Below are 24,616 nucleotides of genomic sequence, written 5' to 3'. Positions count from 1 at the left end.
TAATTTTTGTTTTAAATTTAATTATGTTTCACGTGAAACATAATGTAATTATCGTCCTAAATAGACCAGTAAAACGTTGATATCAGCAGGGGATACACCACTGATTCTTCCTGCTTGGGCAATTGTTTTTGGTCTTACATTATTCATTTTTTGTTTAGCCTCAGATGATAAGCTTGAGAGTTTTAGATAATCAAAATCTTCAGGAATTTTAATGTTTTCCAAACGGTTCAGTTTTGCAACATTTTCTTTTTCCTTTTCAATATATCCTTTGTATTTGATATTAATTTCAGCCTGTTCCCTTACTTCATCGTCAAATTGAGAGGCTACTTCTTTAATGATATCAATATTTTCAAGCTTTTCTAATGTAATATTAGGTCTGGTAAGAAACTGAGAAGCTCTGTAGGCTTGATCTACAGGATTACTTTCTTCACTTTCTAGAATAGGATTGATGATTCCGGGTTTTAAAGAAGTTTCTCGCAAGAATGTTTCAAGTTCCTCACTTTTAGCTATTTTTTGCTCAACTTTTCTTAATCTTTCTTCTTGTGCAAGTCCTAGTTGATACGCTTTTTCAGTTAATCTGATATCCGCATTATCCTGTCTTAAAAGGAGTCTGTATTCGGCACGTGAGGTAAACATTCTGTAAGGTTCCTCTGTACCTTTGGTAATAAGATCATCAATTAAAACTCCTATATATGCTTCATCCCTGTTAAGAATAAATTCTTCTTTACCGTGTACTTTATTATGGGCATTAATACCTGCCATTAAACCTTGACCGGCCGCTTCTTCATATCCTGTAGTACCATTAATTTGTCCGGCAAAATATAAATTATCAATTAGTTTTGTTTCTAAGGTATGCTTTAACTGGGTAGGGGGGAAGTAGTCGTATTCAATGGCATAGCCCGGACGGAAAACCTTTACGTTTTCGAATCCTGGAATATGTTTCATAGCTTTGATTTGTACATCTTCCGGTAAGGAAGAACTAAAGCCGTTTACATATATTTCTACTGTTCTCCAGCCTTCTGGCTCTACAAATAACTGGTGTCTTGTACGTTCAGCAAATCGGTTGATTTTATCTTCAATACTAGGGCAGTATCTTGGACCTAAACTCTGAATGGTGCCATTAAACATAGGGCTTCTGTCAAAACCTTCGCGTAGAATATCGTGTACGGTTTCGTTGGTGTATACGATATGACAACTTAATTGTTTGGTTAACTTCGGAGTGTCTAAATAACTGAACTTTTGTGGTTTTTCGTCTCCTTTTTGCTCTTCCATTTTGGAATAATCAAGGCTTCTTCCATCTACTCTCGGTGGAGTACCGGTTTTCATTCTTCCGGCTTCGAAACCTAAAGATACCAATTGTTCTGTAATGCCAAAAGCTCTGGGTTCTCCCATTCTTCCACCTCCCAATTGTTTATCGCCAACGTGGATCAAACCATTAAGGAAAGTACCGTTCGTGAGGACTACAGATTTAGCTTTAATTGAAATTCCTAAAGAAGTTACTACGCCAACTACCTGATTATTTTCGATAATAAGCTGCTTTACCATATCCTGAAAGAAATCAAGATTGGGTGTATTTTCTAATGCTAAACGCCATTCTTCAGCGAAAAGCATTCTATCGTTCTGGGTTCTGGGTGACCACATCGCAGGACCTTTTGAAAGGTTCAGCATTTTAAATTGTATGGCTGATTTGTCAGCTACAATTCCTGAATATCCTCCCATAGCATCAATCTCACGTACGATCTGCCCTTTAGCTATTCCTCCCATAGCAGGGTTACAGCTCATTTGACCAATGGTCTGCATGTTCATTGTAACGAGTAGGGTTTTTGATCCAAGGTTTGCAGCTGCGGCTGCAGCTTCGCAACCTGCATGGCCTGCACCTACTACTATTACGTCATATATTTCTGAAATCATTTTTTATACCTGTTTTAAGGCTTAAATTTTAATCTTTTTACTAAATGTTTCACGTGAAACATTATTTTAAAATACTGCTTTAATAAGCCTGTATTCATTGTTTTTCGCCATGTTTATTTCGTTTCATTCAAAAAAATAAATTAAAAAAACATGGTGTAAAGATTACAAATGCCAAACTATTATCCAATGTATTTAGCTAAATAGAAATCTTCTTTACTTCGCATTTCTTTTTCTTCTTCTTCGGTCTTGTCCTTATATCCGCAAAGATGAAGGATGCCATGTCCTAAAACCCTTCTTAATTCTTCTTCATAATTTTTTGATAGGGTAGAAGCATTATCTGAAATGCGCTGCAAAGATACGAAAATCTCTGCGCTTATTGTTTTGCCTTTAACATAATCAAAAGTGATGATGTCTGTATAGTAATCATGTTGTAAATAATCCTGATTAATTTTAAGTAAATATTCATCATCACAAAAGATGTAATTGATTTCACCCAATTTTTTTCCTTCTGAAAGAATGATATCTTCCAGCCATTTTGTATAATCTGTGTTCACAGATTCCTGTAAGTTTTCGTAAAAGAATTGTATCATTTTTTTAAAACCAGTGTCCTAGTATTACACTGAATATGCCTTTTTGATTATTTTTTAGAGAGTGACTGAAATTAATTTTAATTTGTCCGAACGGAGATTTATATCCTGCTGTTATTCCCAGGGAACTGTAATTAAGTTTAGCTGCATTTTCAAAAGTTATATCGTTTGAAAGGTTCGCAAAAGAGAAGTTTCCACTTATGAAATAATTTTTGTTGAATTTAAACTGAAGATCATTAGATACTAAAACAACGTTGTTAGTACTTAGCTGTGCAAAATAAAATCCTGCAAAACTTCTGAAATTAACTACATTCTGTTCAAAAATTCCTCCCAGTTTATATTTATAGAATTCCGGAAGATTTTCACCGATTGTTATTCCTCCATATAAATTCAGCCGATAAGTAAATTGTTTTGCCAAAGGAATATTTATTCTGATATCAGCTTTTACCTGAACAATTCTTTTTTCAAGTTCAGATTTCATCAGATCGACCACTTTTCCTTCAGCAGCTATATAAATTCCTTTTGTAGGAAAATCCTTATCGTTTTGAGTATCGCTTTTTATAAATACATAGGGATTAAGGAAACGGCTTACTCTTTCATTTGATCCATTCATGTCAGCACTGAAATAATCGTGGCTGATCCCGCCGCCGATTGCAAACTTATCTTTCCATACGGATTGGATATAGGCTTCATTTCTTAACCATTTCCAGCTGTCAACAACATTATTATTGATGTCTTTAAGATCAATGCTCATTCCCGAAGAGTAGATTCCGAATCCCGGAATGTATCCGTTATCAATGAAATAATTGAGATAATACCTCGGCTGGTCACCCACAATAACGTCAAGCGACAGATTTGAATTTCTGAATAAGAGTCTTTTTGCAGAATAGTTTAGAAGCAATCCTGTTTTGAAGACATCATCATAGTGTAATCCGAATTTAAAAAAATGTCTGGCATCGTCTTCGGTTACATACAATTTAAGATAATTGGCATTATTTTCCGATACAATATCATAATTGATGAACTTGTAATTATTAGTTGCTACCAGTCGGTCTATTTTTTTGTTAATGCTACCGTAAGTTTCCATAGAGGGAAGGTGTAATCCCATTTTCCCCAGAGCATAGTTTTTACCGTAAATTTTGCTTCCAATTAAAGAAATGCTGTCAATCTTATATACATTGGAATAAATTGGATTTACGCGCTGTCTGAGGCGGTCAAAAGAACGCTTGGGTAACTGATTCAGTATATCAACATATTTGAGTCCTTCAACATATCCGCTATCCAGGATTTTTTTCTTTTCATCATAGCTGGTCGCGGACATTCCTTTAAGGTCCGGTTTGATGTTAATATCAGTGTACTTGTACTGACGTTTTGTATCCTTGTGGATATTCATATCAATAACCTGGTTAAGAATGGCTATAATATTGTTTAAATCTTCTCTTTTTGATAAGTCCTGGTTAAGGTCCACACCAATAACGATATCGATTCCTTTGTCCTTTAATGGCTTTGATGGATAGTTAACAGTCATAGCTCCATCTATGTAAATACTGTCGCCAACTTTTACCGGATCCATTAAAGACGGAAATGCGGAACTTGCCATAATAGATTCTACGAGATCACCTTTTTCAAAAATCTGCATATTCCCACTTTCCAGATTGGTAGCAACACACATAAAAGGAATTGGTAATTTGGAGAAATCATCAATGTTCGAAACATTTTTAAACAGTTCCTTTAACAGGTAAACATTTTTCTGTCCGGTACTGATAGAAGAGGGGAGATTGATCTTACCATGCTTAATGGGAATGGAAAGAAGATATTTGTCAACAGATTTATTAAAGAATGTGCTTTCCTTTCTGGATTTAGGATCCATGATCAGAGAATAGAAATCGGTATCCATAACGATTTTTTCTATTTCTTTTCCGGAATATCCTGAAGCATATAGTCCTCCAACAATAGCTCCCATACTGGTTCCTGCAACATAGTCAACTTTTACTCCCAGGGAGTCGAGTACCTTTAATACCCCAACATGAGAAAATCCTTTAGCTCCTCCGCCGGCAAGTGAAAGTCCTATCCTTGGATTTTTTGGAATCACGAGTCCTTTTCTTACCTGCGATTGCAGCAAAATTAATTGGAATATGAACAGGAGGACCAGGAGTTTTCTCATAGGATTAGTCTTTTATATAAATCCGTTTCACCCGAGGCGAAATGGAGGTTAATACTTCGTAAGTGATGGTTTTGCAGTAATCTGCGAATTCTTTTAAACTTGGCTTTGCATTAAAAATAGTCACTGTATCACCTTCTTCTACATTAGGAATGTGATCTACATTGATCATCATCATATCCATACAGATACTTCCGACGATAGGAGCTAATGTTTTGTGTATTCCTACATTACCTATCTGATTTCCGATCAGTCTTGGAATTCCATCCGCATACCCTACAGGTATAGTAGCTATTTTTGTACGGTGATCTGTTTTATATCTTCTGCTGTAGCCAATGGATTCTCCGTTTTCTACATTTGATATTTGAGAAATAACTGTTTTAAAACTAACCGTTGATTGCAGCTGTTTTTGTATTTCACTATTTGGTGATTCACCTAACATTCCGATCCCAATTCTTACCATATCATACTGGTATTCAGAATAGTTTGTTATTCCTGATGAATTCAGGATGTGTCTTATCGGCTGATATCCCAACTTTTCGATCAGGTACCCGGAATTTTTTTCAAAAGTATCGAACTGGTTTAAAGTAAATTCTCTTTCATCCGGCATATCAGAAGAAGAAAGGTGCGTCATGATACTCTGAACCCGGACATTCATATTTTTTAAGTTTTCACTTAATTGATCCAGTTCAAAACCTTTAAAACCAAGACGATGCATACCTGTTTCCAGTTTAATGTGAATAGGGAATTTTTGATCGTATCCTGATTTCTGAACCGCATCATTAAATAGTTCCAGCACCCTGAAGCTGTAAATTTCAGGTTCCAGGTTGTATTGTATGATAGCATCATAGCTATGCTGAGCTGCATTCATTACTACAATAGGAGTTGTAATTCCCTTTTTTCGGAGCTCTACTCCTTCATCAGTGTACGCTACACCAAGATAATCGATATGATGGTGCTGCAGAAATTCCGATATTTCATAGCTTCCTAATCCGTATGCATTTGCTTTTACCATTGCCATTACTTTGGTTTCAGGTTTTAGCAGGGATTTGTGATAATTAATATTGTGAAGAATCGCATTTAAATTGATCTCAAGAACAGTATCATGTTTTCTGAGCTCAAGGATATCTTTAAGCCTTTCTATCTCGAATTTTCTCGCACCTTTTAACAGGATAATCTGATTTTCAATATCTGTAAGATGTTTGCTTTCAATTAATTCCTGAGTATTAATGAAAGTAAAAGTTTTAGATTTAAAAAAATGGCTGAATGCAGTAATTTCATTTCCGACAAGGAACAGAGAGTCAAAATTCTGTTCATTGACAAGTTCAGAAACTTCCTCATACAATTCTTGTGAATTCGAATTTACTCCTACAATATCCGTTAAAACCAAAGATTTTTTCGGCTTATTATATTCGTTCAGGAACTGCAGTGCAGTTTTCAGGGAATCAAGATCAAGATTAAAGGAATCGTTAATAATGATGTTATTTTTATTTCCCTCAATAGCTTCAAGCCTCATTTCAATAGTCTTCAAGGCATTGATCTTTTCGACAATTTTATTATTGTCGATATTCAACTCCTTTAAAACGGCAATAAGAGCCATGGCATTGGTTAAAGTGGCTTCATCCCTTTGGTGTACAGGAAAACTTATTTCTTCATTAAAGTACTGTACAATTATATTTTCTTCTCTTGAAATATTACTTTTAATAAATACCTGATTATTATCTCTAAAGCCATAGGAAATCAATTTTTTAGAAGCGTATAATGTTTTTATTTTCTGATCAACAAGGGAATTGTCACCATTGTAAATGATAACCCCGGAATCTTTAAAAAGTTTGATCTTTTCATTAATTAAGGCCTCTTCGGAATCGAAATTTGCAGCGTGAGCGGTTCCAATATGAGTAAGAAGTCCAATTTCGGGGCTGAAAATATCCTCCAGTTTTTCCATTTCATGAGGTTTGGAAATTCCAACCTCAAAGATCCCAAGCTCATAGGAATTGTTGATCTGAAGTAAAGAAAGGGGAAGACCGATCTGTGAATTGAAGCTTTTAGGGCTTTTTACAGTGGAGAACTCATTCCAAAGACATTGATATAACCATTCTTTTAAAATAGTTTTCCCGTTACTTCCGGTAATTCCGATGGGTTTCAGATGAGAATGTTCAAAATGATATTTGGCCAGCTTTTGAAGAAAGTCAACAGAATTGCTGACGATGATCCACGTTATATTTTCAAACTGAGGATACTGATGTTCGGAAATAATAATTTTTATACCTCTGTCAATCGCCGATTCAATGAATTTTTCACCAGAATTTTTTTTGGTATTAATAGCTATAAATGCAGTGTTTTTAATGGAATAGATGATTCTGCTGTCAAAAGCAATATTTTTGATGATGGCATTACCATCTCCGATTACTTTTGAATTGGTGATATGTGCAATTTGGTCTGCTGTATAGTTCATTGGTGCTCTTTCTTCTCTTTGTGAGGAAACTGCAAAAGTGTAAAATTACAAAATCAAAGAATCTGAAAATTGTAAAAAGGTTCCGGTAGGTTTATAAAACTACAAGAAAAGCCAATTTTACAATTCAACAGTTTAATGACTTTACAACTTTGTCTTTTCAGCGTTTCCGCCAATATATATTTTAATTATTTCTTCTTTTTTAACAGGACTTCATCAATAAAGACTTTTCTGCTTACCGCTTCGTAACTTTCCGTTTCTCCGAGCTCTACCAGATTATCTCCCTGAGATGTTCTCATCGAGTAATTGGCAAGATTCCCTGTTCTTTTGCAAATAGCATGAACTTTGGTTACATATTCCGCAGTTGCCATAAGATTAGGCATCGGCCCAAACGGACGTCCTAAAAAGTCCATATCCAATCCTGCAATAACAACTCTTATACCGCTATTTGCCAATTCATTAGCAATTTCAACAATGCTTTCATCAAAAAATTGTGCTTCATCAATTCCTACCACATCACAATTAGAACCCAATAAGAGAATTTCGTTTGGGTTTTCTACTGCTGTACTCCGAATTTTATTCTTATTATGTGAGACCACATCTTCTTCAGAATATCTCGTATCCGTTTTCGGTTTAAAAATTTCCACATTTTGCCCTGCCATTTCTGCTCTTCTCAGCCTTCTGATCAACTCTTCGGTTTTTCCGGAAAACATTGAGCCACAAATAACTTCCATCCAACCGCTTTGTTTGGAGTGATTAATTGTATTTTCTAAAAACATTTGTTAAATTAGCCGTAATATTTTAACATCAAAAGTACGCAATTTTTAACAAGAATCTTATATGCAGAATATCCAAGATTTAAAGGAAAAAATTTTTTTCGAATCCAAGAATATCATCGATATACTGGAAAAAATAAATAACGTGGATGAATTACTTTCCAAGCAGGATCTTGTGGATGAACTTGCTAATAGGATTTCTTTTTTAAGAATGGTAGAGAAAAATATTGAATATTTTATCCCCCATACTTCATCACAGAGTTCGGAAAGTCCAAACCATACTTCTTCTGTACAAAAAGAATTTGAAAATCAGGATTCAAATCACGAAGTGACGGAAGAGGAAGCGATTTTCAATAACGAGCTGAATGAAATTGATGAAAATGAAGGGATGGAATATGATGATGATGAACAGGCGGATGAAAACGGGACTGAACAGGAGGAAATATTCAATAATCAATTGACAGAAATAGTTGAAAATGAATACCATGAAAATATGGTGCATTTTGCTGAAGAAAAAGCTGCTGATCTTAAACCGGAAGAATCGTTTGATGATCCGATAGAGGAAGAAGTAATTTTTACCAACCAGCTGAATGAGATTAATGAATTTGAAAATGAGCCTTCTGATTATCAGGAATCAAGTAATAACTCCTTTGACGAAGAAGAAAATATTCAGAATAGCATAGAAAACGATGAAGCGACAGACAGGGCAAAAGCTTTTATAAATGATACCAGCAATTTTTCTGAGGTGAATGAAAAAATCCCTAGTATTTTTGATACAGAGGTTTTGGAAGATGATGAAATGCTAATAGAAGAGGTTGAGTCACAGTTTATTGCTTCTAATATTTCAATAGAGCAGGGAGAAATGGCAATGGAAACGTCTAATGTTGAAAATATTGTTACAGAGATTAAAAGCGAGGCTCAGACCGAAGAAAAGAGGGATGAACAAACAGCTTCAGAGGAAAATAACAAGAGAAAAATCGTTGATATAGATCATGGGCAGCATGAACTTGAAAAGGAAAGACATCCTTCTGACGAAAGTTTTGAAAATCTGGATGCCTATAATCAGGAGAAGAAAATCAAGCTTGCTAATATCAAGGGACTTAAATCCATTCAATCACTGTTTGATGATGACCCGTTAGAGAGGGAAATTTCGAAGGAAAAGACTGAAACAAACATCAAAGAAGAGAGTGGAAGTTTGCTTAAAACGAATATTCCAACGAATTTTATGGAGGCTGAGAAGTCAAAGCCTGAATTCAAATTGGATCTTAATGACAGAATTGCATTTTCAAAAATGCTTTTTGACGGAAGCCAGTCCGAGCTTAATGAGGTAATTTCCGAATTGAACAGCTTCAGAACACTGGAAGAAGCAAAAGAGTATTTAAGTGATTTGTATTACTCCAAAAACTGGAGAAAAGTAGATGAATATGCCCAAAGGTTATGGGTACTGGTGGAAAATAAATTTTTATAATTCTAATTTTGAGCGGAACCCTATATTTTGTTCCTACGCCTGTAGGAAATTTGGAAGATATGACCTTCAGAGCAGTAAATGTACTGAAAGAAGTGGATTACATTTTATGTGAAGATACAAGAACATCCGGTGTTCTTTTAAAACATTATGAGATTTCTAAACCTTTAAAATCTTATCACCTGCATAATGAACATCAGGCAACAGAAAAGGTAATTGCAGACCTTAAAAGTGGCCAGAATGTAGCCATAATTACTGATGCCGGTACACCCGGAATTTCTGATCCCGGATATTTACTGGGAAAAGCGGGAGCTGATCATCATATTGAAATGATCTGTCTACCTGGTGCTACAGCGTTTGTTCCTGCTCTTGTGGTATCCGGGCTCCCGAATAATGAATTTTTATTTGCCGGTTTTCTTCCCCAGAAAAAGGGCAGACAAACGAAGCTGAAGCAACTTGCTGAAGAGAAAAAGACAATCGTTTTATATGAGAGTCCTCACAAAATAAACACAACACTGGAACAGATCAAAGAGTTCTTTGGTGAGCATACAAAAGTAAGCCTGAGCCGGGAGATCTCCAAGAAATTTGAAGAGACTAAAAGAGGAACTATCAATGAATTAATTGAATTTTCCAAAAGTAAAACTTTAAAAGGAGAAATTGTTCTTATCGTGAATAATTCTATTTAATTGAAAAAGCTATTTTTTATACTACTTTCATCGGCTTGTATCGCGCAGCAAACCGATCAATATAAACAGATCTTATTATCAAAACAATTGGGTAAAGAAGTACGCCTTTACTCAAAAGGCTATGGAATAATTTCTGAGGCAGGAAAATCAGGCATTATAGATTCCCTTGGAACTGTTACAGCCGCTTTCCCATATAAAAATGAGATCTCCAGGTTAGCCAGGGAAAGGTTTATATTAAAGGTTAAAGAAGGTTCTTCCAATGGAAAAATGGCTTTAATTGATACCAAAGGAAACCAGGTGATCCCCCTGGATAATTTTAAATTCAGAACTTGGGAGAACAAAGAAAGGCTTATTTATTCTAAAGGCGGAAAGGACTGTCTTTATGATTACAACGGAAAACAGATCATCCCTTTTTCTGATAAAATTGAGTTTGCCAACGAAAAGAGACTTTTTGTAAAAACAGGAAAGGTATGGAAGATTTATGATTTCGATGGTCGCCTGGTTTCTGACAGGGAATTTGATGAAAATCTGCATTTTTACAAAGGAAGGGTGTATGTCATTACAGGATTCAGAAAAGGAGAGGTGATTGATGAGAATGGTAAGACAATCAGCTCTATTTCGGATCATTATATTGATGGAATTGTTTCTTACCCTTTTATGGTGACCAAAAATATTCCCAAAGATAAATATGGAATTATAGATGCCCAGGAAAATGTTCTTGCGGAAGAAATTTATGACCAGGCTTTTGTAGGAACTGAATACATTTACCTTAAAAAGGATGATAAAGTAAGTATCTTTTCTAAAAAAGAGAAAAAAGTATACTCAACGGATTTTGAGTATGTGAATCATTTATTCGGAGGTTTATTCAGGACTGTTCCTGAACATAAAAATCCTAAAGTTGCGGTAATTATGACTAATGGTGAAATCGTACTGCCACAAGAGTATGATGATGTGGATGCCTTGAAAATTGCGGGAGATCATTTTATGTATCTCCGGAAAAACAATACCGAAACACTTTTGGATAAAAATTTAAAAAATGTTTTGGAGGAGGGGTATGATATAGAAAAAATATTTGCCAATTATCTGATTGTTAAGAAAGATAATAAATTTTATAGATTTTCACCCAAAGACAAGCAGTATAAAGAATTAGCAGATGTTGTTTCCATAAAACCTTTTGAAATTTTACCCGGATTGATCTACAAAAATAAAGAAGGTAAATACGGAATGCTTGATGAAACCGGAAAAGAGGTAATTCCTGCCATCTACGACGATATGGTCACTTTTCTTTCTGCCAAAGAGATGGTTGTAAAAAAGAATGGTAAATTCGGTGTTACCAATCATAAGAATGAACCTCTTAAAGAGGTTGTATATGATAGCTATTCTTCTGATAGAAAAGGATTAAAACTTATCAAAGGAAAGAATTCCGAATATTTGTATTTTACTCATTCAGAGGATAAAACTGCTTGGGATTAATTGCATACTAACCAAAAAGAACGGGAAATATTGAAGTAATTTGCAATTAATAATGCGTTGAATAACAAATTATAATATCTTTGCGGCTGTTTATTTACAAAAATAAATATCTTAAATTAGCCGTCAATCAACAGGTTAGAAAACAGAAAGAAAATAATTGTCATAGATATGAAACTATTAGAAGGAAAGGTAGCGCTAATTACGGGAGCTACAAGAGGGATCGGAAAAGGAATTGCCGAAGTTTTTGCTCAACACGGAGCAAAAGTAGCATTTACTTATGCCGGTTCTGTAGACAAAGCAAAAGAATTGGAAGCAACTTTAAGTTCTGTAACTCAGATCAAAGGGTATCAATCAGACGCATCGGATTATGATGCTGCCCAAAAATTAGTGGACGATGTAATGGCTGATTTTGGTAACATCGATATTTTGGTCAACAATGCTGGGATCACCAGAGATAATTTATTGCTGAGAATGTCTAAAGACGACTGGGATACCATTATCAAAGTAAACCTTGATTCTGTATTCAACCTTACAAAGGCGGTTATTAAGCCTATGATGAAAGCAAAAGCAGGATCTATTATCAATATGACTTCGGTAGTAGGAGTGAAAGGAAACGGAGGACAATCCAATTATGCTGCTTCAAAAGCAGGAGTGATTGGCTTTACAAAGTCTATTGCTTTGGAATTAGGTTCAAGAAACATCCGTTGCAATGCTATTGCTCCCGGATTTATCGAAACTGAAATGACGGCTTCGTTAGATGAGAAAACCCTGAAAGCATGGAGAGACGGAATTCCAATGAAAAGAGGAGGACAGCCTCAGGATGTTGCTAATGCATGTGTATTTTTAGGAAGTGAAATGTCAACTTATATCACAGGACAAACCTTACATGTTGACGGAGGAATGCTGACATAGAAAAAACTTAATTAGAAATATAAAGCCGGATCAACGATCCGGCTTTTTTGTTTTAATCTTTAAATATCTGATTTTCCTGTTCCTGAACCCTGATGAAAGTGGTTCTTTTGGAAAGTTCTTTAAGTTTGGAAGCACCCACATAAGTACATGTGGAGCGAACACCCCCTAAAATATCTTTTACCGTATCTGAAACGGGTCCCTTATAAGCTACTTTTACCGTCTTACCTTCTGAAGCCCGGTATTCAGCAACACCACCGGAATGCTTATCCATTGCTGTTTTTGAGCTCATCCCGTAAAAAAGCCGGTATTTCTTTCCATTTTCTTCAATCATCTCACCACCACTTTCATCGTGACCGGCAAACATACCTCCCAACATAACGAAATCCGCACCGCCACCAAATGCTTTGGCAACATCTCCCGGTACTTTACATCCTCCATCGGCAATAATATGGCCGCCTAATCCATGAGCTGCATCAGAACACTCAATAATCGCTGAAAGCTGAGGATATCCTACTCCTGTTTTTACACGGGTAGTACATACCGAACCAGGTCCGATACCTACTTTAATGATATCTGCACCTACTAAAAGAAGCTCTTCAACCATTTCACCCGTAACCACATTACCGGCCATAATAATTTTATCCGGGAAATTGGCCCTTGCCTGCTTTACAAAGCTTACGAAATGTTCAGAGTAACCATTGGCTACATCGATGCATAGAAACTCGATTTTTGGGTGCCTTTCGAGGATTTGTTTTAGTTTCTCCTCGTCATTCTTACCTGTTCCGGTACTCAGAGCTATATATTGATGAATACTTTCCGGCTGGTTATGCAGGAATTCATCCCATTCCTGTATGGAATAATGTTTATGCACAGCCGTAATAATTTTATCTTTTGCCAATTCAACAGCCATTTCAAAAGTACCTACAGTGTCCATATTTGCTGCAATGATAGGTGTTCCTTTCCACTTCTTTTTTGTATGGCGAAATGTGAATTCCCTTTCCAAATCAACCTCGGACCTTGATTTTAAAGTAGATCTTTTCGGGCGGAACATTACATCCTTGAACCCTAACTTTATGTCATATTCTATACGCATTGTGATTATTTAGAATATTAAAATTAGCAAATAATATTAAATATAGTATTTTTGAAAGCATGGATTTTCCTGTTACTTTTCAAATCTTTGGTAAAACAATGCTGGCGCATCCTCTTTTTGAAGCGTTGGGAATGTTCATGGGAATGCGTTATTACTTTTACCTAAAAAGAAAATCCCCGGAAAAGTTATCCTTTAATGTTTCAGCGGCGATTCTCATCGGTGCTACTGCAGGAGCTTTGATCGGGTCAAAATTGATCGGGAATCTTGAAAATCCTTACAAGCTTTTTAATGACTTCAGCTTTAAAAATATATGGTCGAATAATACGATTGTCGGAGGACTTGCCTTTGGATTGATAGGAGTGGAGCTCGCTAAGAAAATTGTGGGGCATAAGGAAAGTACGGGAGATTTGATTGTGTATCCTCTATTACTTGCCATCATCATTGGTAGGATAGGATGTTTTCTTACCGGAATCTATGAAGAAACATATGGTCTTCCTACAGGTTCTGTTTTTGGAATGCATCTGGGGGATGGGTATTTACGACATCCCGTAGCGCTTTACGAGATCGCTTTCTTAATCAGCCTCTGGGTTGTTTTAAAGATTAAGCAAAGTACGGCGGAATATCCTTCCGGATATATTTTCCAGCTTTTTATGCTGAATTATTTCACATTCAGATTTTTTCTGGATTTTATTAAGCCGAGAGTTGAACTGTTTGGAAACCTGGGAACAATTCAGATTGTGTGCATACTTGTAATTATTTATTACATTTTTAAAATCAAGCAGACAAAAAGTGTAAATTCACATCAAAATATTTGAAAATGATACCATTAACTTTTTTGGAAGGGGGCAATTATGCCGGTGTCTTTATAATGGTCATTGCGATCATTATTTTTGGAGCCTTATTTGTTTCTTTTATTGCCACTTTATTTGTAAAAATCATTTATGAATTAAAAGATGGAAGGAAATTTTCGAAAAAACAATTCATACAGACCATGGTTATCTGTTTGTTGATCTGTGGACTGATCAGCGGATATATTTGTGGTGGAGGACTTTAAAATTACATTATGCCGGTAAGAAATTATACCTATTACGATTATACGATAAGCCTTTGCCCCGAATGCCTTAAAAGAGTGGGAGCTAAGGTTATTATAGAGGATGAAGCCGTTTTCATGACTAAACGGTGTCCTGATCACGGGTTTTTCAAAACAAAAATTGCCTCGGATGTTCAGTACTATAAAAACATCCGAAACTATAATAAAGCTTCGGAGATGCCTTTGCATTTTGGTACGGATGTAGAATATGGTTGTCCTTATGACTGTGGACTCTGTGTGGATCATGAACAGCACAGCTGTCTTTCTATCGTAGAAGTTACAGACCGTTGTAATCTTACTTGCCCCACATGCTACGCAATGTCATCACCCCATTACGGAAGCCACCGGAGCCTGGAAGAAATCGAAGCGATGTTTGATATCATTGTAAAAAATGAAGGAGAGCCGGATGTTGTACAGATCAGTGGAGGAGAGCCAACCATTCATCCTGAGTTTTTTAAGATCATGGATATTGCAAAGACAAAGCCGATCAAGCATTTAATGTTAAATACCAATGGAGTAAGGATAGCGAATGATCCTGGTTTTGCTGAAAAATTAGCCATATATGCTCCCGAGTTTGAGGTTTATCTTCAGTTTGATTCCTTTAAACCGGAGGTTTTAATGGATTTCAGAGGGAAAGATCTTACTGATGTCAGAATGAAGGCTCTTGAAAAGTTGAATGAATTAAATCTTTCCACGACATTAGTTATCGTACTCCAAAAGGACAAAAATATTGATGAAATAGGAAAGATCATTGATTTTGCCTTAAAACAGAAATGTGTGCGGGGAATTACATTTCAGCCCGTTGAGATAGCAGGGAGGAACAGAGAAGACTCTGCTTATGAAAAAATTACGTTAACAGAAGTAAGACAAGAGATCCTGAATCAGTTTCCGTTGCTTAATTCAGATGATATTATTCCGGTTCCCTGTAATCCGGATGCCTTGGCAATGGGATATATCTTAAAGCTGGAGGGTGAAATTATTCCTTTAACCCGATATATCAATCCGGCTGATTTATTGAATAATGAATCCAGAAACACGATTGTCTATGAACAGGATGCCGGGCTTCATATGCAGCTTTTGGATATTTTCAGTACAGGAATTTCCGTAGATAAAGTAAAACCTAAAGTGAACCAGTTACTCTGCTGTCTTCCTGAAGTTTCAGCTCCTGATCTTGATTATGATAATCTCTTTAGGATCATTATTATGAACTTTATGGATGCCCATGATTTTGATGTTCGTGCGGTTAAAAAATCCTGCGTGCATATCGTTAACAAAGACCTGAAATTAATCCCTTTTGAAACCATGAATCTTTTCTACCGTGATGGAAAAAAAGAATACCTTGAAGAACTGAGAAAAGAGGATAAAGTACTTTTTTGAGAATCTGACTTGTTATATACACTTTGATTAAACAAAATCAGCAAGAAATAAAAAGGGGTGAAAAACTATCGTTTAACACCCCATAAATTGATCTTTCCCCTGTGACCGAATCCTAACTTATCGTAAAGTTTTTTGGCTCCCATATTGCTTTCCGCTACATGGAGAAACGGGGTTTTGTTATCATCAAATATTTTTCCTGAAACAAAAGCAACAAGTTGTTTTGCATAGCCTTTTCCCAGGTAATCCGTATCGGTAATCACGGCACTTACTTCAGTCATATCGTCCATCTGCATTCTTTCACCTGTTACGGCAACCAGTTTTTCATCTTTAAAAATTCCAAAATAGCGGCCAAGTTCCGGTGTTCTCTTTTTAAAATAATAAGGATAAAATTTCAGGATAAAATCGTTAAGTTCCTTATGATTTTCCTCTGTAATAAGGACAATATCTTCTGTAAAGTCGATTTCGATTTTATTTTCCAAAACATACTGATCACAGACAAGCTGAGATAATGCAGTTGCAAAGTTAACTGTGGGTTTAGCGCCAAAAACAAGAAAATCATCACAGATTTTTGCATATTCTGCAATATCTTCTTCTTTTCCTATGTCGGATGCGCCCCCAAAAGCAGCAACCTCAGGATTGTAAAATTTAGAATTTCCAAAGTTTAAGCAAAACTTTTTATGGTATTCATTAAGTGAATGATAAACAGGATTGTCTAGCTTACCGTACATTAGTCAAAATTCATTACCTCTTCCAGGGTTTTCATATATTCGTAGGCTGTTAAATCAAACTTTACAGGAACAATGGAAATATATCCGTTAGCCAAAGCTGTTTCGTCAGCATCCTCAGACTCGTCCATATTGTTGAAATATCCTGTCAGCCAATAGTATTTTTTTCCGTGCGGATTGACCCTTTCGTCAAAGCTTTCTTCCCATTTCGCATGTGCCTGTTTACATACTTTAATCCCTTTTATTTCTTGAGCCGGAAGTTTTGGAATGTTTACGTTCAGAACGATCCCTCGTGGCATTGGGTTTTCCAAGGTTCTTTTTACAATATTCTGAATGAACTCTTTAGCCTGCGTAAAGTCTGCTTCCCAGCTAAAGTCGAGCAGCGAAAATCCGATAGCAGGAATTCCTTCTACACCTGCTTCTACGGCCGCAGACATGGTCCCTGAATAAATAACATTAATCGATGAATTAGCTCCATGATTAATGCCGGAAACCACGATATCAGGTCTTCTTTTCAATATTTTGTCAAGGGCCATTTTTACACAGTCAACAGGGGTGCCACTACAGGAAAAATCCTGCTGCGGGCCATCAAGGTTTACTTCTTCATAACTTAAGGTAGAATTGATCGTAATTGCATGTCCTTTACCACTTTGTGGAGAATTGGGAGCTACTACGATTACTTCGCCTATTTCATTCATAAAATTGACTAGATTTCTGATACCAGGTGCTGTAATTCCATCATCATTAGTAACCAGAATAAGAGGTCTTTCCATAAAAAAATTTTATTTTAACAAAAATACTTAAAACTATCCGATATTTGTAAATAAGGTATTAAATTTGATAGTTTGTAACAGTAATTTAAATGTTACTACTAATTTATATATTTTAGAAAAAAATTAATAAAATACATTAAAGATTTATGTGGAAAAATTTTAAACTTAATAAATTTTTACTCCTAATTCCATTGACAAGTCTAATGTTTTGTTTCAACTCGCCTAAGAATGACGATGAAAAGATGCAGACGATAATGGTGAGCGTGAAAAATACACTTTCTTATTTGCACTACAGCCCAAAACCTATTAATGATGCCTACTCAAAAGATGTTTATAAGCATTATTTTGAATTGGTAGATCCTGCAAAAAGATATTTTCTTCAGTCGGATATGGATGAATTCAGTAAACACGAAACAAAGCTGGATGATTATCTGAACCTTGGAGACCTTACTTTCTATAAATTAACTATCGACAGATTATACCAAAGAGTGGATGAAATTGACCAGATTACCCAGGACATTTTCAGCAAGCCTATTAATCTGGAAGAAGATGAAACCCTTACACTGGAACCAAAACTTAAAAAGGTACCCGCGAATAAGCAAGAGCAGTATAACGAATGGAGAAAGTTCATCAAATACAATATCCTTCAGGAAATTGAGTCGATGAACAGTAAGGAACAGGCTCAGAAAGAGAAAAAAGATTCTGTACAAAAATATAATCTGAAAGATACCATCAAGCTTCAGATCCTTACTCCTGACCAGAAAAGGATAAAAGCAACAGATGAAGTTAAAGATCTTGTAAAAGAAACTTTTACAAGGTTTAAGAAAAGAAAGAAAATGGATTGGTTTACAGTATACATGAATGCTTATACTGAAGTTTTTGATCCGCATACCAACTATTATTCTCCAAAAGACAAAGAAGACTTCGATACTCAGTTTGCAGGAAAAGTGATTGGTATTGGGGCGATTATCCAGGAGAAAAAAGGGAATCTTTATCTGGGGGCTTTAACCATAGGAGCTCCGGCCTGGAAATCCAAGCAGCTTTCAGAAGGAGATAAGATCCTGAAAGTAAAATCCAAGCCAAAAGAAGATGCCGTAAATGTAGTGGGAATGCTTTCTGACGAAGCGGTAAGACTGATCAGAGGGGAAAAAGGAACTCCGGTAACTCTTACGGTACAGAAAAAAGACGGAACGATTAAAGAAGTTACGATGATCCGTGAGGAAGTAGCGATTGAAGATACATTCGCAAGAAGTATTGTGGTTAATGCTCCAAATGGAAAAAAATATGGTTTTATCAATCTGCCGAGCTTCAATGCTGATTTCGAAGATGCGAAGGGAAGAAACGCTTCAGATGATATTAAAAATGAAATCGTTAAACTAAAGGCTCAGAACATTGAAGGAATTGTTTTAGACCTGAGAAATAATGGAGGAGGTTCATTAACGGAAGTTGGTGATATCATGGGATTATTTATGAATGCAGGGCCTTACGTTCAGGTAAAAGATGGGAACGGTAAAATTCAGACGTTAAAAAACAAGAATGAAACTCCGATCTGGACAGGACCTTTGGTGATTATGCAGAATGAACTTTCTGCCTCGGCTTCAGAAATTTTGGCCGGAGTAATGCAGGATTACGGAAGAGCAATGATTATTGGTTCTCCTCAATCTTTTGGTAAAGGAACAGTTCAGACATTCGTAGACCTAAACAGATTCTTAAATACTGAAGATGATTTCGGATCACTGAAATTAACGATTCAGAAATTTTACAGAATTACGGGAGAATCTACCCAAAGAAAAGGAATTGTGTCCGATATCCAGATGAAGGACTTCTTTACTTATGCTGAAATTGGAGAAAGATATGATGATTTTGCACTGGCTTGGGATAAAATTCCTGGAACGCAATTCCAAAAGTTAAATTATTTTGATATCAAAGCATTAGAGAAGGCTAGTAACGATAGAATGGCTAAAAACTCAAACTATCAGTTGTTATTGGAATCTGCTCAATGGAGAGAGAAGCTGGATAAAGAGGAAACCATTACCCTTAATATTACGAAGTTTAATGAAGTCATGAAGCAGAGAAAAGCTCAGATTGAAAAATTCAAGGCACTCACTAAATTTGTAAACGGGTTACAATTCACCATGTATCCAAACGAGATCGAAAGAGAGAAAAAAGATGAAGCATTTAAGAAGAAATCTGAAATGTGGATCAAAAATCTTAAAAAAGATACCTACCTTCAGGAAGCAATGAACATTATTGCAGATATGAATGTAAAATCATAAAAAATAACCAGGCTCTCAGAGCCTGGTTATTTTTTATAAACCTTTCAATGAATTTCCATAAATAAATTGGTAAAAATACAAACGGAAACCTAATGGTTTCCGTTTGTATTTAATAAGCCGTACGGCTTATTTGTGTTGTAATAATCAAGCTTTACATTTTACTTGATCTCCACACATCCTACACGTCCACCGGCATTTCCGGTTGGTTGGGTATGGAAATCATCCTTGTCTGCATGGATGATCAGACCTTTTCCAATAATATTCTTGGATTCATCGGTACATCCTAAACACCATTTGTTGGTTTTAAACGTAAGTGTTGCTGTTCCGCTCTGATCCGCTACAAGGTTACCAATGTCTCCCATATGGAAGTGTTCAGCTCCCCACTTTCCATGATCATCTTTCGCAGGATTCCAGTGTCCGCCTGTAGAAGTTCCGTCAGCAGCTGAACAATCTCCTTTTTCATGGATGTGTACAGCGTGGATTCCCGGTGTTAAATTCGTTACATCAAGTTTCATGATAACTTCATCACCTTTCTGCGTAAACTTGGCTGTACCTCCTGTCTGTGTTCCGCTTTTTGCGTTAACCATATAGGTATTTGTTGTTCCACAAGAAACAGCAAATAAAGCCAGTCCTGTTAATAATACAAATTTTTGTAGCTTCATTTTGAAATGATTTTAAGTGATTTTTTATAATTACCTAAATTTAGACATAATTTTTTAAAACACTTTATGATTCCGGTCTGTTTTCGGAAATCCCGCAATAAAAGACAAGTCTCATGTGTATAATCTCGGTATTTTTGTAGAAAACAACGATTGGAAGCGTATAAAAAAAGGATCGTAAAGATCATCCGGTATATAGAAGACAACCTTGATTCTGAACTCAGTCTTGAAAAAGTAGCAGAACTGGGAGCGTATTCTCCTTTTCATTTTCACAGGGTTTTTAAGCTTATTACAGGGGAGACGCTTCAAAGCTATGTCATCAGAAAAAAAGCAGAAAAAAGCGCATTGTATCTTGCGGTAAGAAAGGAATTGGGCATTAAGGATATTTATATGGGTCTTGGCTTTTCTAACCATTCGGCTTTCAATAAAACATTCAGGAAATATTACGGAAAATCACCATCCGAATTTCGAAGGTCAGTCCCGGAAAATTTTCACAAGATTTTACCTATAGAGAGCAAGAACGGACAAATTGATACAATTTTTCACCAGTACATTTGCAATGTAGAAAACCTGCTAAACTGGAGAAAAATGAATATAGAAATTAAAGTAACCACCCTTAAAGAAATGCACCTGGCTTCAGTCATGAGCATTGGGATCAAAAACGTTGAACCTTCTTATGACATTCTTATAGAATGGGCCAGGCGAAAACATCTGTTTCCTAGAGCTGATGTAAAAATGATATCGGTATATCATGATAGTTTTAAAGTGACACCTCCGGATAAAGTAAGGATCCACGCAGGAATGCTATTGGATGATAAGCTAAAAGAACAGGACGGAGAAGTTTTCCCGGAAACCATTGAAGCGGGAAGGTTCATTGTAGGCAGCGGAGAGTTTACATTAGATGATTTTGAACAATGTTGGGTATCCCTTTTTATGTGGATGAATGAAAACCATTATACTTTTAGGAAATCTTACCCATTTGAAGTATATCATTCGAATTTCAGGGAACATCCGGAAGGAAAGATGCATGTTGATTTTTGCATTCCGATACACTAATTTCCCACTCAGTATACAATCTATACCTTTCAGTCATATTTTTTTCACTGAAAGGTATTTTCTGTCCTATTTTTGATCCGAAAATTAACAACAATGAAAACCCGACAGCAAAGATTATTATTTCTCATCACCCTTTTATCATTTTGTGTGAGCTATGCCCAGGTAAAAATTACAGGAAGGGTAACGTTTAGAAATAAAGGGATTGGTGAAATAAATGTGACCCTAAAAGGGACTTATGATGGGGCAACTACAGATTCTAACGGAAAATTTTCTTTTGAAACATCAGAAAAAGGAAATCATACACTTTCTTTTACCCATCCGAAATATAATGATATTGAAAAACAGATTGTTATTGAGAATCAGGATATCTCTTTGGATGCAGAACTGAAAGAGCAGATCAATGAAATCGATGCAGTAGTAATCTCAGCAGGAGCAATAGAAGCAAGTGATAGGAAAAGAGCAACAGCATTATTAACACCAATCGATATCTACACAACGGCAGGAGCGGATGGCCAGATCTCCTCTGCATTAACTTACCTTCCGGGAGTGCAAAAAGTAGGGGAATCCGAGGGTTTATTTATCAGGGGAGGTACCGGAACGGAATCCAGGATCTTTATGGATGGAAGCCTTATCAATAACTATTTCTCCAGTTCGGTGCCAGGTATTGCAGGAAGAGATCGTTTCAATACGTCTCTTTTTAAAGGGAATGTGTTTTCAAGTGGGGGATATTCAGCTTTGTACGGACAGGCTCTTTCCGGAGCTTTAATGTTGGAAAGTGTAGATCTTCCAGATCAGAGCTCTTATGATTTCGGGATTTCACCCATCTTCCTGAATGCAGGGTTCCAAAAACTGAGTGGAGATAAGAACCATTCTTATGGTGCTACTCTGGGATATTCTCTTTTGAGCCTGATGCAAAAAGTTCTGAATTTCAATACAGATTTTATAGATGCTCCCCAGGGATTTAACGGAGATGCAAATTTCAGGATAAAAACAAAATCAGGAGGATTTTTAAAGTATTACGGAATGTATGACACGAATAAAATGGGGGTAAGAACAGAAAGTCTTGAACCGGGATCTGATTATGCATTGGTAAGAATAAATGGAAAAAATACCTACCATAACCTGTCTTTTAAACAAAAGTTTGGAAAATACCTTCTGAATACCGGCGCTTCTTATTCTTATAACAGGTCCGACCTCAATTTTTCTGGAGAGACCAATACTATAGAAACTGATAAAACGCAGCTATTGACAGATGGTAATTATATTAATTTTAAAGCTGTTCTGGAAAGAAAAATTAATAAAATAAGCGCTGTTCGGGGTGGATTTGAATTGAATAGTACTGACGAAAAGCTGAAATTTGAAGAAGTCAATAAACATTATCAGGATCTTATTTCTTCTGTATTTGCAGAAACAGATCTGGGATTCAGTAATGAGTTTTCAGCTAAAATAGGAATAAGGGCAGAAAATTCTTCTTTTCTAAATAAAAGTAACATTGCTCCGCGTTTTGCCTTAGCTTATCGCCTGGCAAAGAACTGGACCACCTCATTTGCTTATGGCCTTTTTTACCAGAATCCTGAAAGTAAATACATTAACGGACCTGCACATCTTGATTTTCAAAAATCACAACATTATATTCTACAGGTTCAAAGAGCATCAGAAGGCAGAAGTTTAAGATTTGAAGCTTTTTATAAAAAATATGACCAGCTTATAAAAGTGAGAAACATTGCCAATATTGAGAATCAGAATCAACCGGTCCAGACTGCGATTAATAATGACGGATTCGGATATGCAAAAGGGTTGGAGCTCTTCTGGAGGGATAAAAAAACATTTGAAAATATTGACTATTGGATCAGCTATTCTTTTCTGGACTCGAAAAGGGATTTTATGAATTATCCGGTAAGCTTAAAGCCCAACTTTGCATCAGAACATACTCTTTCAGTAGTGGGTAAAAGATTCATTCCGGAGTGGAAATTAGGGGTCAATCTTTCTTACACCTATGCCAAAGGACGCCCATATTATGATATTGCCACAAAAGATATCAATGGAAATGTGGTTAATTTTACCAGAAATGAAGGAAGGTTGAAAGATTATAATGCTTTAAATTTAAGTTTTAATTATCTTCCGAATCTGGGTAAAAAAGATGCTAAAGCATTTACTGTTTTTGTATTAAGTATTTCCAATGTGCTCGGAACCAAGAATATGTATGGATACAATTTTTCACAGGACGGATCCAGAAGTTCAGCTATTGTCCCACCAATTAATACCTTTGTTTTTGTAGGGGCATTTATAAGCTTTGGAGTAGACAAAACACAGGATGCCATCAATAATAACTTATAATAAATAACGAAAGGGATCATCCTACTGATGAAATACATACCTTTCGGTACATAAAACGAACCCTAAAAAATTAAGAAACAATGAAAAAGTATTTATTAAGTTTTGCTTTAGTTTGCATGAGCCTAACTGCTTTTGCTCAGTCTGATTACGAAAAAATAATGTCTGAAAAGATCGCAAAGATCGAAACCTGCAAAACACCAGAAGATTTCCAGGCATTAGCGAATGATTTCCAAAGGATAGAAAGTAAGGAAAGCGGGAAATGGCTACCAAGCTATTATGCTGCTTTTTCTTATATCCAGAAGGGTAGGGTAATGATGAGAGAAGGAAAAACCCAGGATCTGGATGAGGTGGCCAACCAGGCAGAAAAGCATCTTGCGAACGCACAGAATCTTGCGGGCGCCGATAATGCTGAGATTCATTTATTAAGAAAAATGGCTTATTCTTTAAGAATGATGGTCAATCCCCAGCAAAGGTATATGACAGACGGAATGAAGGCAGCTGAAGAACTTCAAATCGCTGAAAAGCTAGATCCAGGCAATCCCAGAATAGCTCTGATAAAAGCGGAAGATACTTATTTCACTCCGGAACAATACGGAGGAAGTAAAACAAAAGGCCTCGAAATGTTCAAGAAATCATTGGAGCAGTACAATGCCTATAAGCCAAAATCTTCCATGGATCCTAACTGGGGAAGAGGAGAGGCAGAATATTTTATAAGCCAGCCCGTAAAATAACAGCCTATAAAAAGAAAATAAAGTCTTCCCGATTCAGGAAGACTTTATTTTTGCCTTTCAGTAAAGGAAATTGACG

The 24,616-nt window shown here is 36.1% G+C and carries 20 protein-coding genes; 11 read left to right on the top strand and 9 right to left on the bottom strand.

All coding sequences use genetic code 11. The annotated features are described in order from the left end of the window. Positions 1–48: 48 nt before the first annotated feature. From mnmG to AAEU33_RS04950, 5 genes are all read right to left on the bottom strand, one after another. Positions 49–1,911: a tRNA uridine-5-carboxymethylaminomethyl(34) synthesis enzyme MnmG gene (mnmG, locus tag AAEU33_RS04970; RefSeq protein ID WP_345991169.1), complete on the bottom strand. Its 1,863-nt coding sequence runs from the start codon at positions 1,909–1,911 to the stop codon at positions 49–51. A gap of 179 nt (positions 1,912–2,090) precedes the next feature. Further along, positions 2,091–2,501: an rRNA maturation RNase YbeY gene (gene ybeY, locus AAEU33_RS04965; RefSeq protein WP_345991167.1), complete on the bottom strand. Its 411-nt coding sequence runs from the start codon at positions 2,499–2,501 to the stop codon at positions 2,091–2,093. 4 nt (positions 2,502–2,505) lie between these two features. Continuing rightward, positions 2,506–4,662: a patatin-like phospholipase family protein gene (locus AAEU33_RS04960; RefSeq protein WP_345991165.1), complete on the bottom strand. Its 2,157-nt coding sequence runs from the start codon at positions 4,660–4,662 to the stop codon at positions 2,506–2,508. 4 nt (positions 4,663–4,666) lie between these two features. After that, a complete protein-coding gene (locus tag AAEU33_RS04955; RefSeq protein ID WP_345991163.1) occupies positions 4,667–7,114 on the bottom strand; it encodes a bifunctional UDP-N-acetylmuramoyl-tripeptide:D-alanyl-D-alanine ligase/alanine racemase in 2,448 nt (815 codons plus the stop codon). 185 nt (positions 7,115–7,299) lie between these two features. Beyond that, a complete protein-coding gene (locus AAEU33_RS04950; protein ID WP_345991161.1) occupies positions 7,300–7,890 on the bottom strand; it encodes a thymidine kinase in 591 nt (196 codons plus the stop codon). A gap of 61 nt (positions 7,891–7,951) precedes the next feature. On the opposite strand from AAEU33_RS04950, the gene AAEU33_RS04945 reads away from it, so the two are divergent. From AAEU33_RS04945 to fabG, 4 genes are all read left to right on the top strand, one after another. After that, positions 7,952–9,355 carry a hypothetical protein gene (locus AAEU33_RS04945; protein ID WP_345991159.1) on the top strand — a complete coding sequence of 468 codons (1,404 nt, stop codon included), beginning with the start codon at positions 7,952–7,954 and terminating at the stop codon, positions 9,353–9,355. Positions 9,356–9,363: 8 nt separating this feature from the next. After that, a complete protein-coding gene (rsmI, locus tag AAEU33_RS04940; RefSeq protein ID WP_345991157.1) occupies positions 9,364–10,038 on the top strand; it encodes a 16S rRNA (cytidine(1402)-2'-O)-methyltransferase in 675 nt (224 codons plus the stop codon). Then, the gene (locus tag AAEU33_RS04935) at positions 10,039–11,511 is read left to right on the top strand and encodes a WG repeat-containing protein (RefSeq protein ID WP_345991156.1); all 1,473 of its coding nucleotides are present in this window, start codon (positions 10,039–10,041) and stop codon (positions 11,509–11,511) included. 168 nt (positions 11,512–11,679) lie between these two features. Further along, complete coding sequence (fabG, locus tag AAEU33_RS04930) at positions 11,680–12,423, top strand: 3-oxoacyl-[acyl-carrier-protein] reductase (RefSeq protein ID WP_273650261.1); 744 nt, start codon at positions 11,680–11,682, stop codon at positions 12,421–12,423. A gap of 52 nt (positions 12,424–12,475) precedes the next feature. Here the strand turns inward: fabG and AAEU33_RS04925 are convergent, their stop codons facing one another. Next, positions 12,476–13,516: a GMP reductase gene (locus tag AAEU33_RS04925; RefSeq protein WP_273650262.1), complete on the bottom strand. Its 1,041-nt coding sequence runs from the start codon at positions 13,514–13,516 to the stop codon at positions 12,476–12,478. A gap of 59 nt (positions 13,517–13,575) precedes the next feature. Between AAEU33_RS04925 and AAEU33_RS04920 the strand changes: the two genes are divergently transcribed. The 3 genes from AAEU33_RS04920 to AAEU33_RS04910 are packed head-to-tail and all read left to right on the top strand — an operon-like array spanning position 13,576 to position 15,983. Then, positions 13,576–14,331 (top strand): prolipoprotein diacylglyceryl transferase family protein, encoded by a 756-nt coding sequence (locus tag AAEU33_RS04920; protein ID WP_273650263.1) that lies wholly within the window; start codon positions 13,576–13,578, stop codon positions 14,329–14,331. 2 nt (positions 14,332–14,333) lie between these two features. Beyond that, positions 14,334–14,570 carry a hypothetical protein gene (locus AAEU33_RS04915; protein ID WP_273650264.1) on the top strand — a complete coding sequence of 79 codons (237 nt, stop codon included), beginning with the start codon at positions 14,334–14,336 and terminating at the stop codon, positions 14,568–14,570. Between the two features lie 9 nt (positions 14,571–14,579). Then, positions 14,580–15,983 (top strand): radical SAM protein, encoded by a 1,404-nt coding sequence (locus AAEU33_RS04910; RefSeq protein ID WP_345991153.1) that lies wholly within the window; start codon positions 14,580–14,582, stop codon positions 15,981–15,983. A gap of 65 nt (positions 15,984–16,048) precedes the next feature. Here AAEU33_RS04910 and AAEU33_RS04905 read toward each other — a convergent pair whose 3' ends face one another. Further along, positions 16,049–16,711, bottom strand: coding sequence for a GNAT family N-acetyltransferase (locus AAEU33_RS04905; RefSeq protein WP_345991151.1), 663 nt, complete (start codon positions 16,709–16,711; stop codon positions 16,049–16,051). Next, the gene (gene surE / locus AAEU33_RS04900; protein ID WP_345991149.1) at positions 16,711–17,481 is read right to left on the bottom strand and encodes a 5'/3'-nucleotidase SurE; all 771 of its coding nucleotides are present in this window, start codon (positions 17,479–17,481) and stop codon (positions 16,711–16,713) included. Before surE ends, AAEU33_RS04905 begins: the two co-directional genes overlap by 1 nt. Before the next feature lie 146 nt (positions 17,482–17,627). Here surE and AAEU33_RS04895 point away from each other — a divergent pair, with 146 nt between their 5' ends. Further along, on the top strand, positions 17,628–19,757 hold the full coding sequence (locus AAEU33_RS04895) for a carboxy terminal-processing peptidase (protein ID WP_345991147.1): 2,130 nt from the start codon (positions 17,628–17,630) through the stop codon (positions 19,755–19,757). A gap of 158 nt (positions 19,758–19,915) precedes the next feature. Here the strand turns inward: AAEU33_RS04895 and AAEU33_RS04890 are convergent, their stop codons facing one another. Continuing rightward, positions 19,916–20,419 (bottom strand): superoxide dismutase family protein, encoded by a 504-nt coding sequence (locus AAEU33_RS04890; protein WP_172281741.1) that lies wholly within the window; start codon positions 20,417–20,419, stop codon positions 19,916–19,918. Between the two features lie 150 nt (positions 20,420–20,569). Here AAEU33_RS04890 and AAEU33_RS04885 point away from each other — a divergent pair, with 150 nt between their 5' ends. From AAEU33_RS04885 to AAEU33_RS04875, 3 genes are all read left to right on the top strand, one after another. Continuing rightward, entirely contained in the window at positions 20,570–21,472 is a 903-nt protein-coding gene (locus AAEU33_RS04885; protein ID WP_345991145.1) for a helix-turn-helix domain-containing protein, read from the top strand. 93 nt (positions 21,473–21,565) lie between these two features. Next, positions 21,566–23,809 (top strand): TonB-dependent receptor, encoded by a 2,244-nt coding sequence (locus AAEU33_RS04880; protein ID WP_345991143.1) that lies wholly within the window; start codon positions 21,566–21,568, stop codon positions 23,807–23,809. Positions 23,810–23,889: 80 nt separating this feature from the next. Then, on the top strand, positions 23,890–24,540 hold the full coding sequence (locus tag AAEU33_RS04875) for a hypothetical protein (RefSeq protein ID WP_172281749.1): 651 nt from the start codon (positions 23,890–23,892) through the stop codon (positions 24,538–24,540). Positions 24,541–24,616 lie beyond the last annotated feature (76 nt).

The sequence above is a fragment of the Chryseobacterium sp. Chry.R1 genome, assembly GCF_039645525.1.
Lineage (GTDB): Bacteria > Bacteroidota > Bacteroidia > Flavobacteriales > Weeksellaceae > Chryseobacterium > Chryseobacterium proteolyticum.
This window is presented reverse-complemented; position numbering and strand designations above follow the sequence as displayed.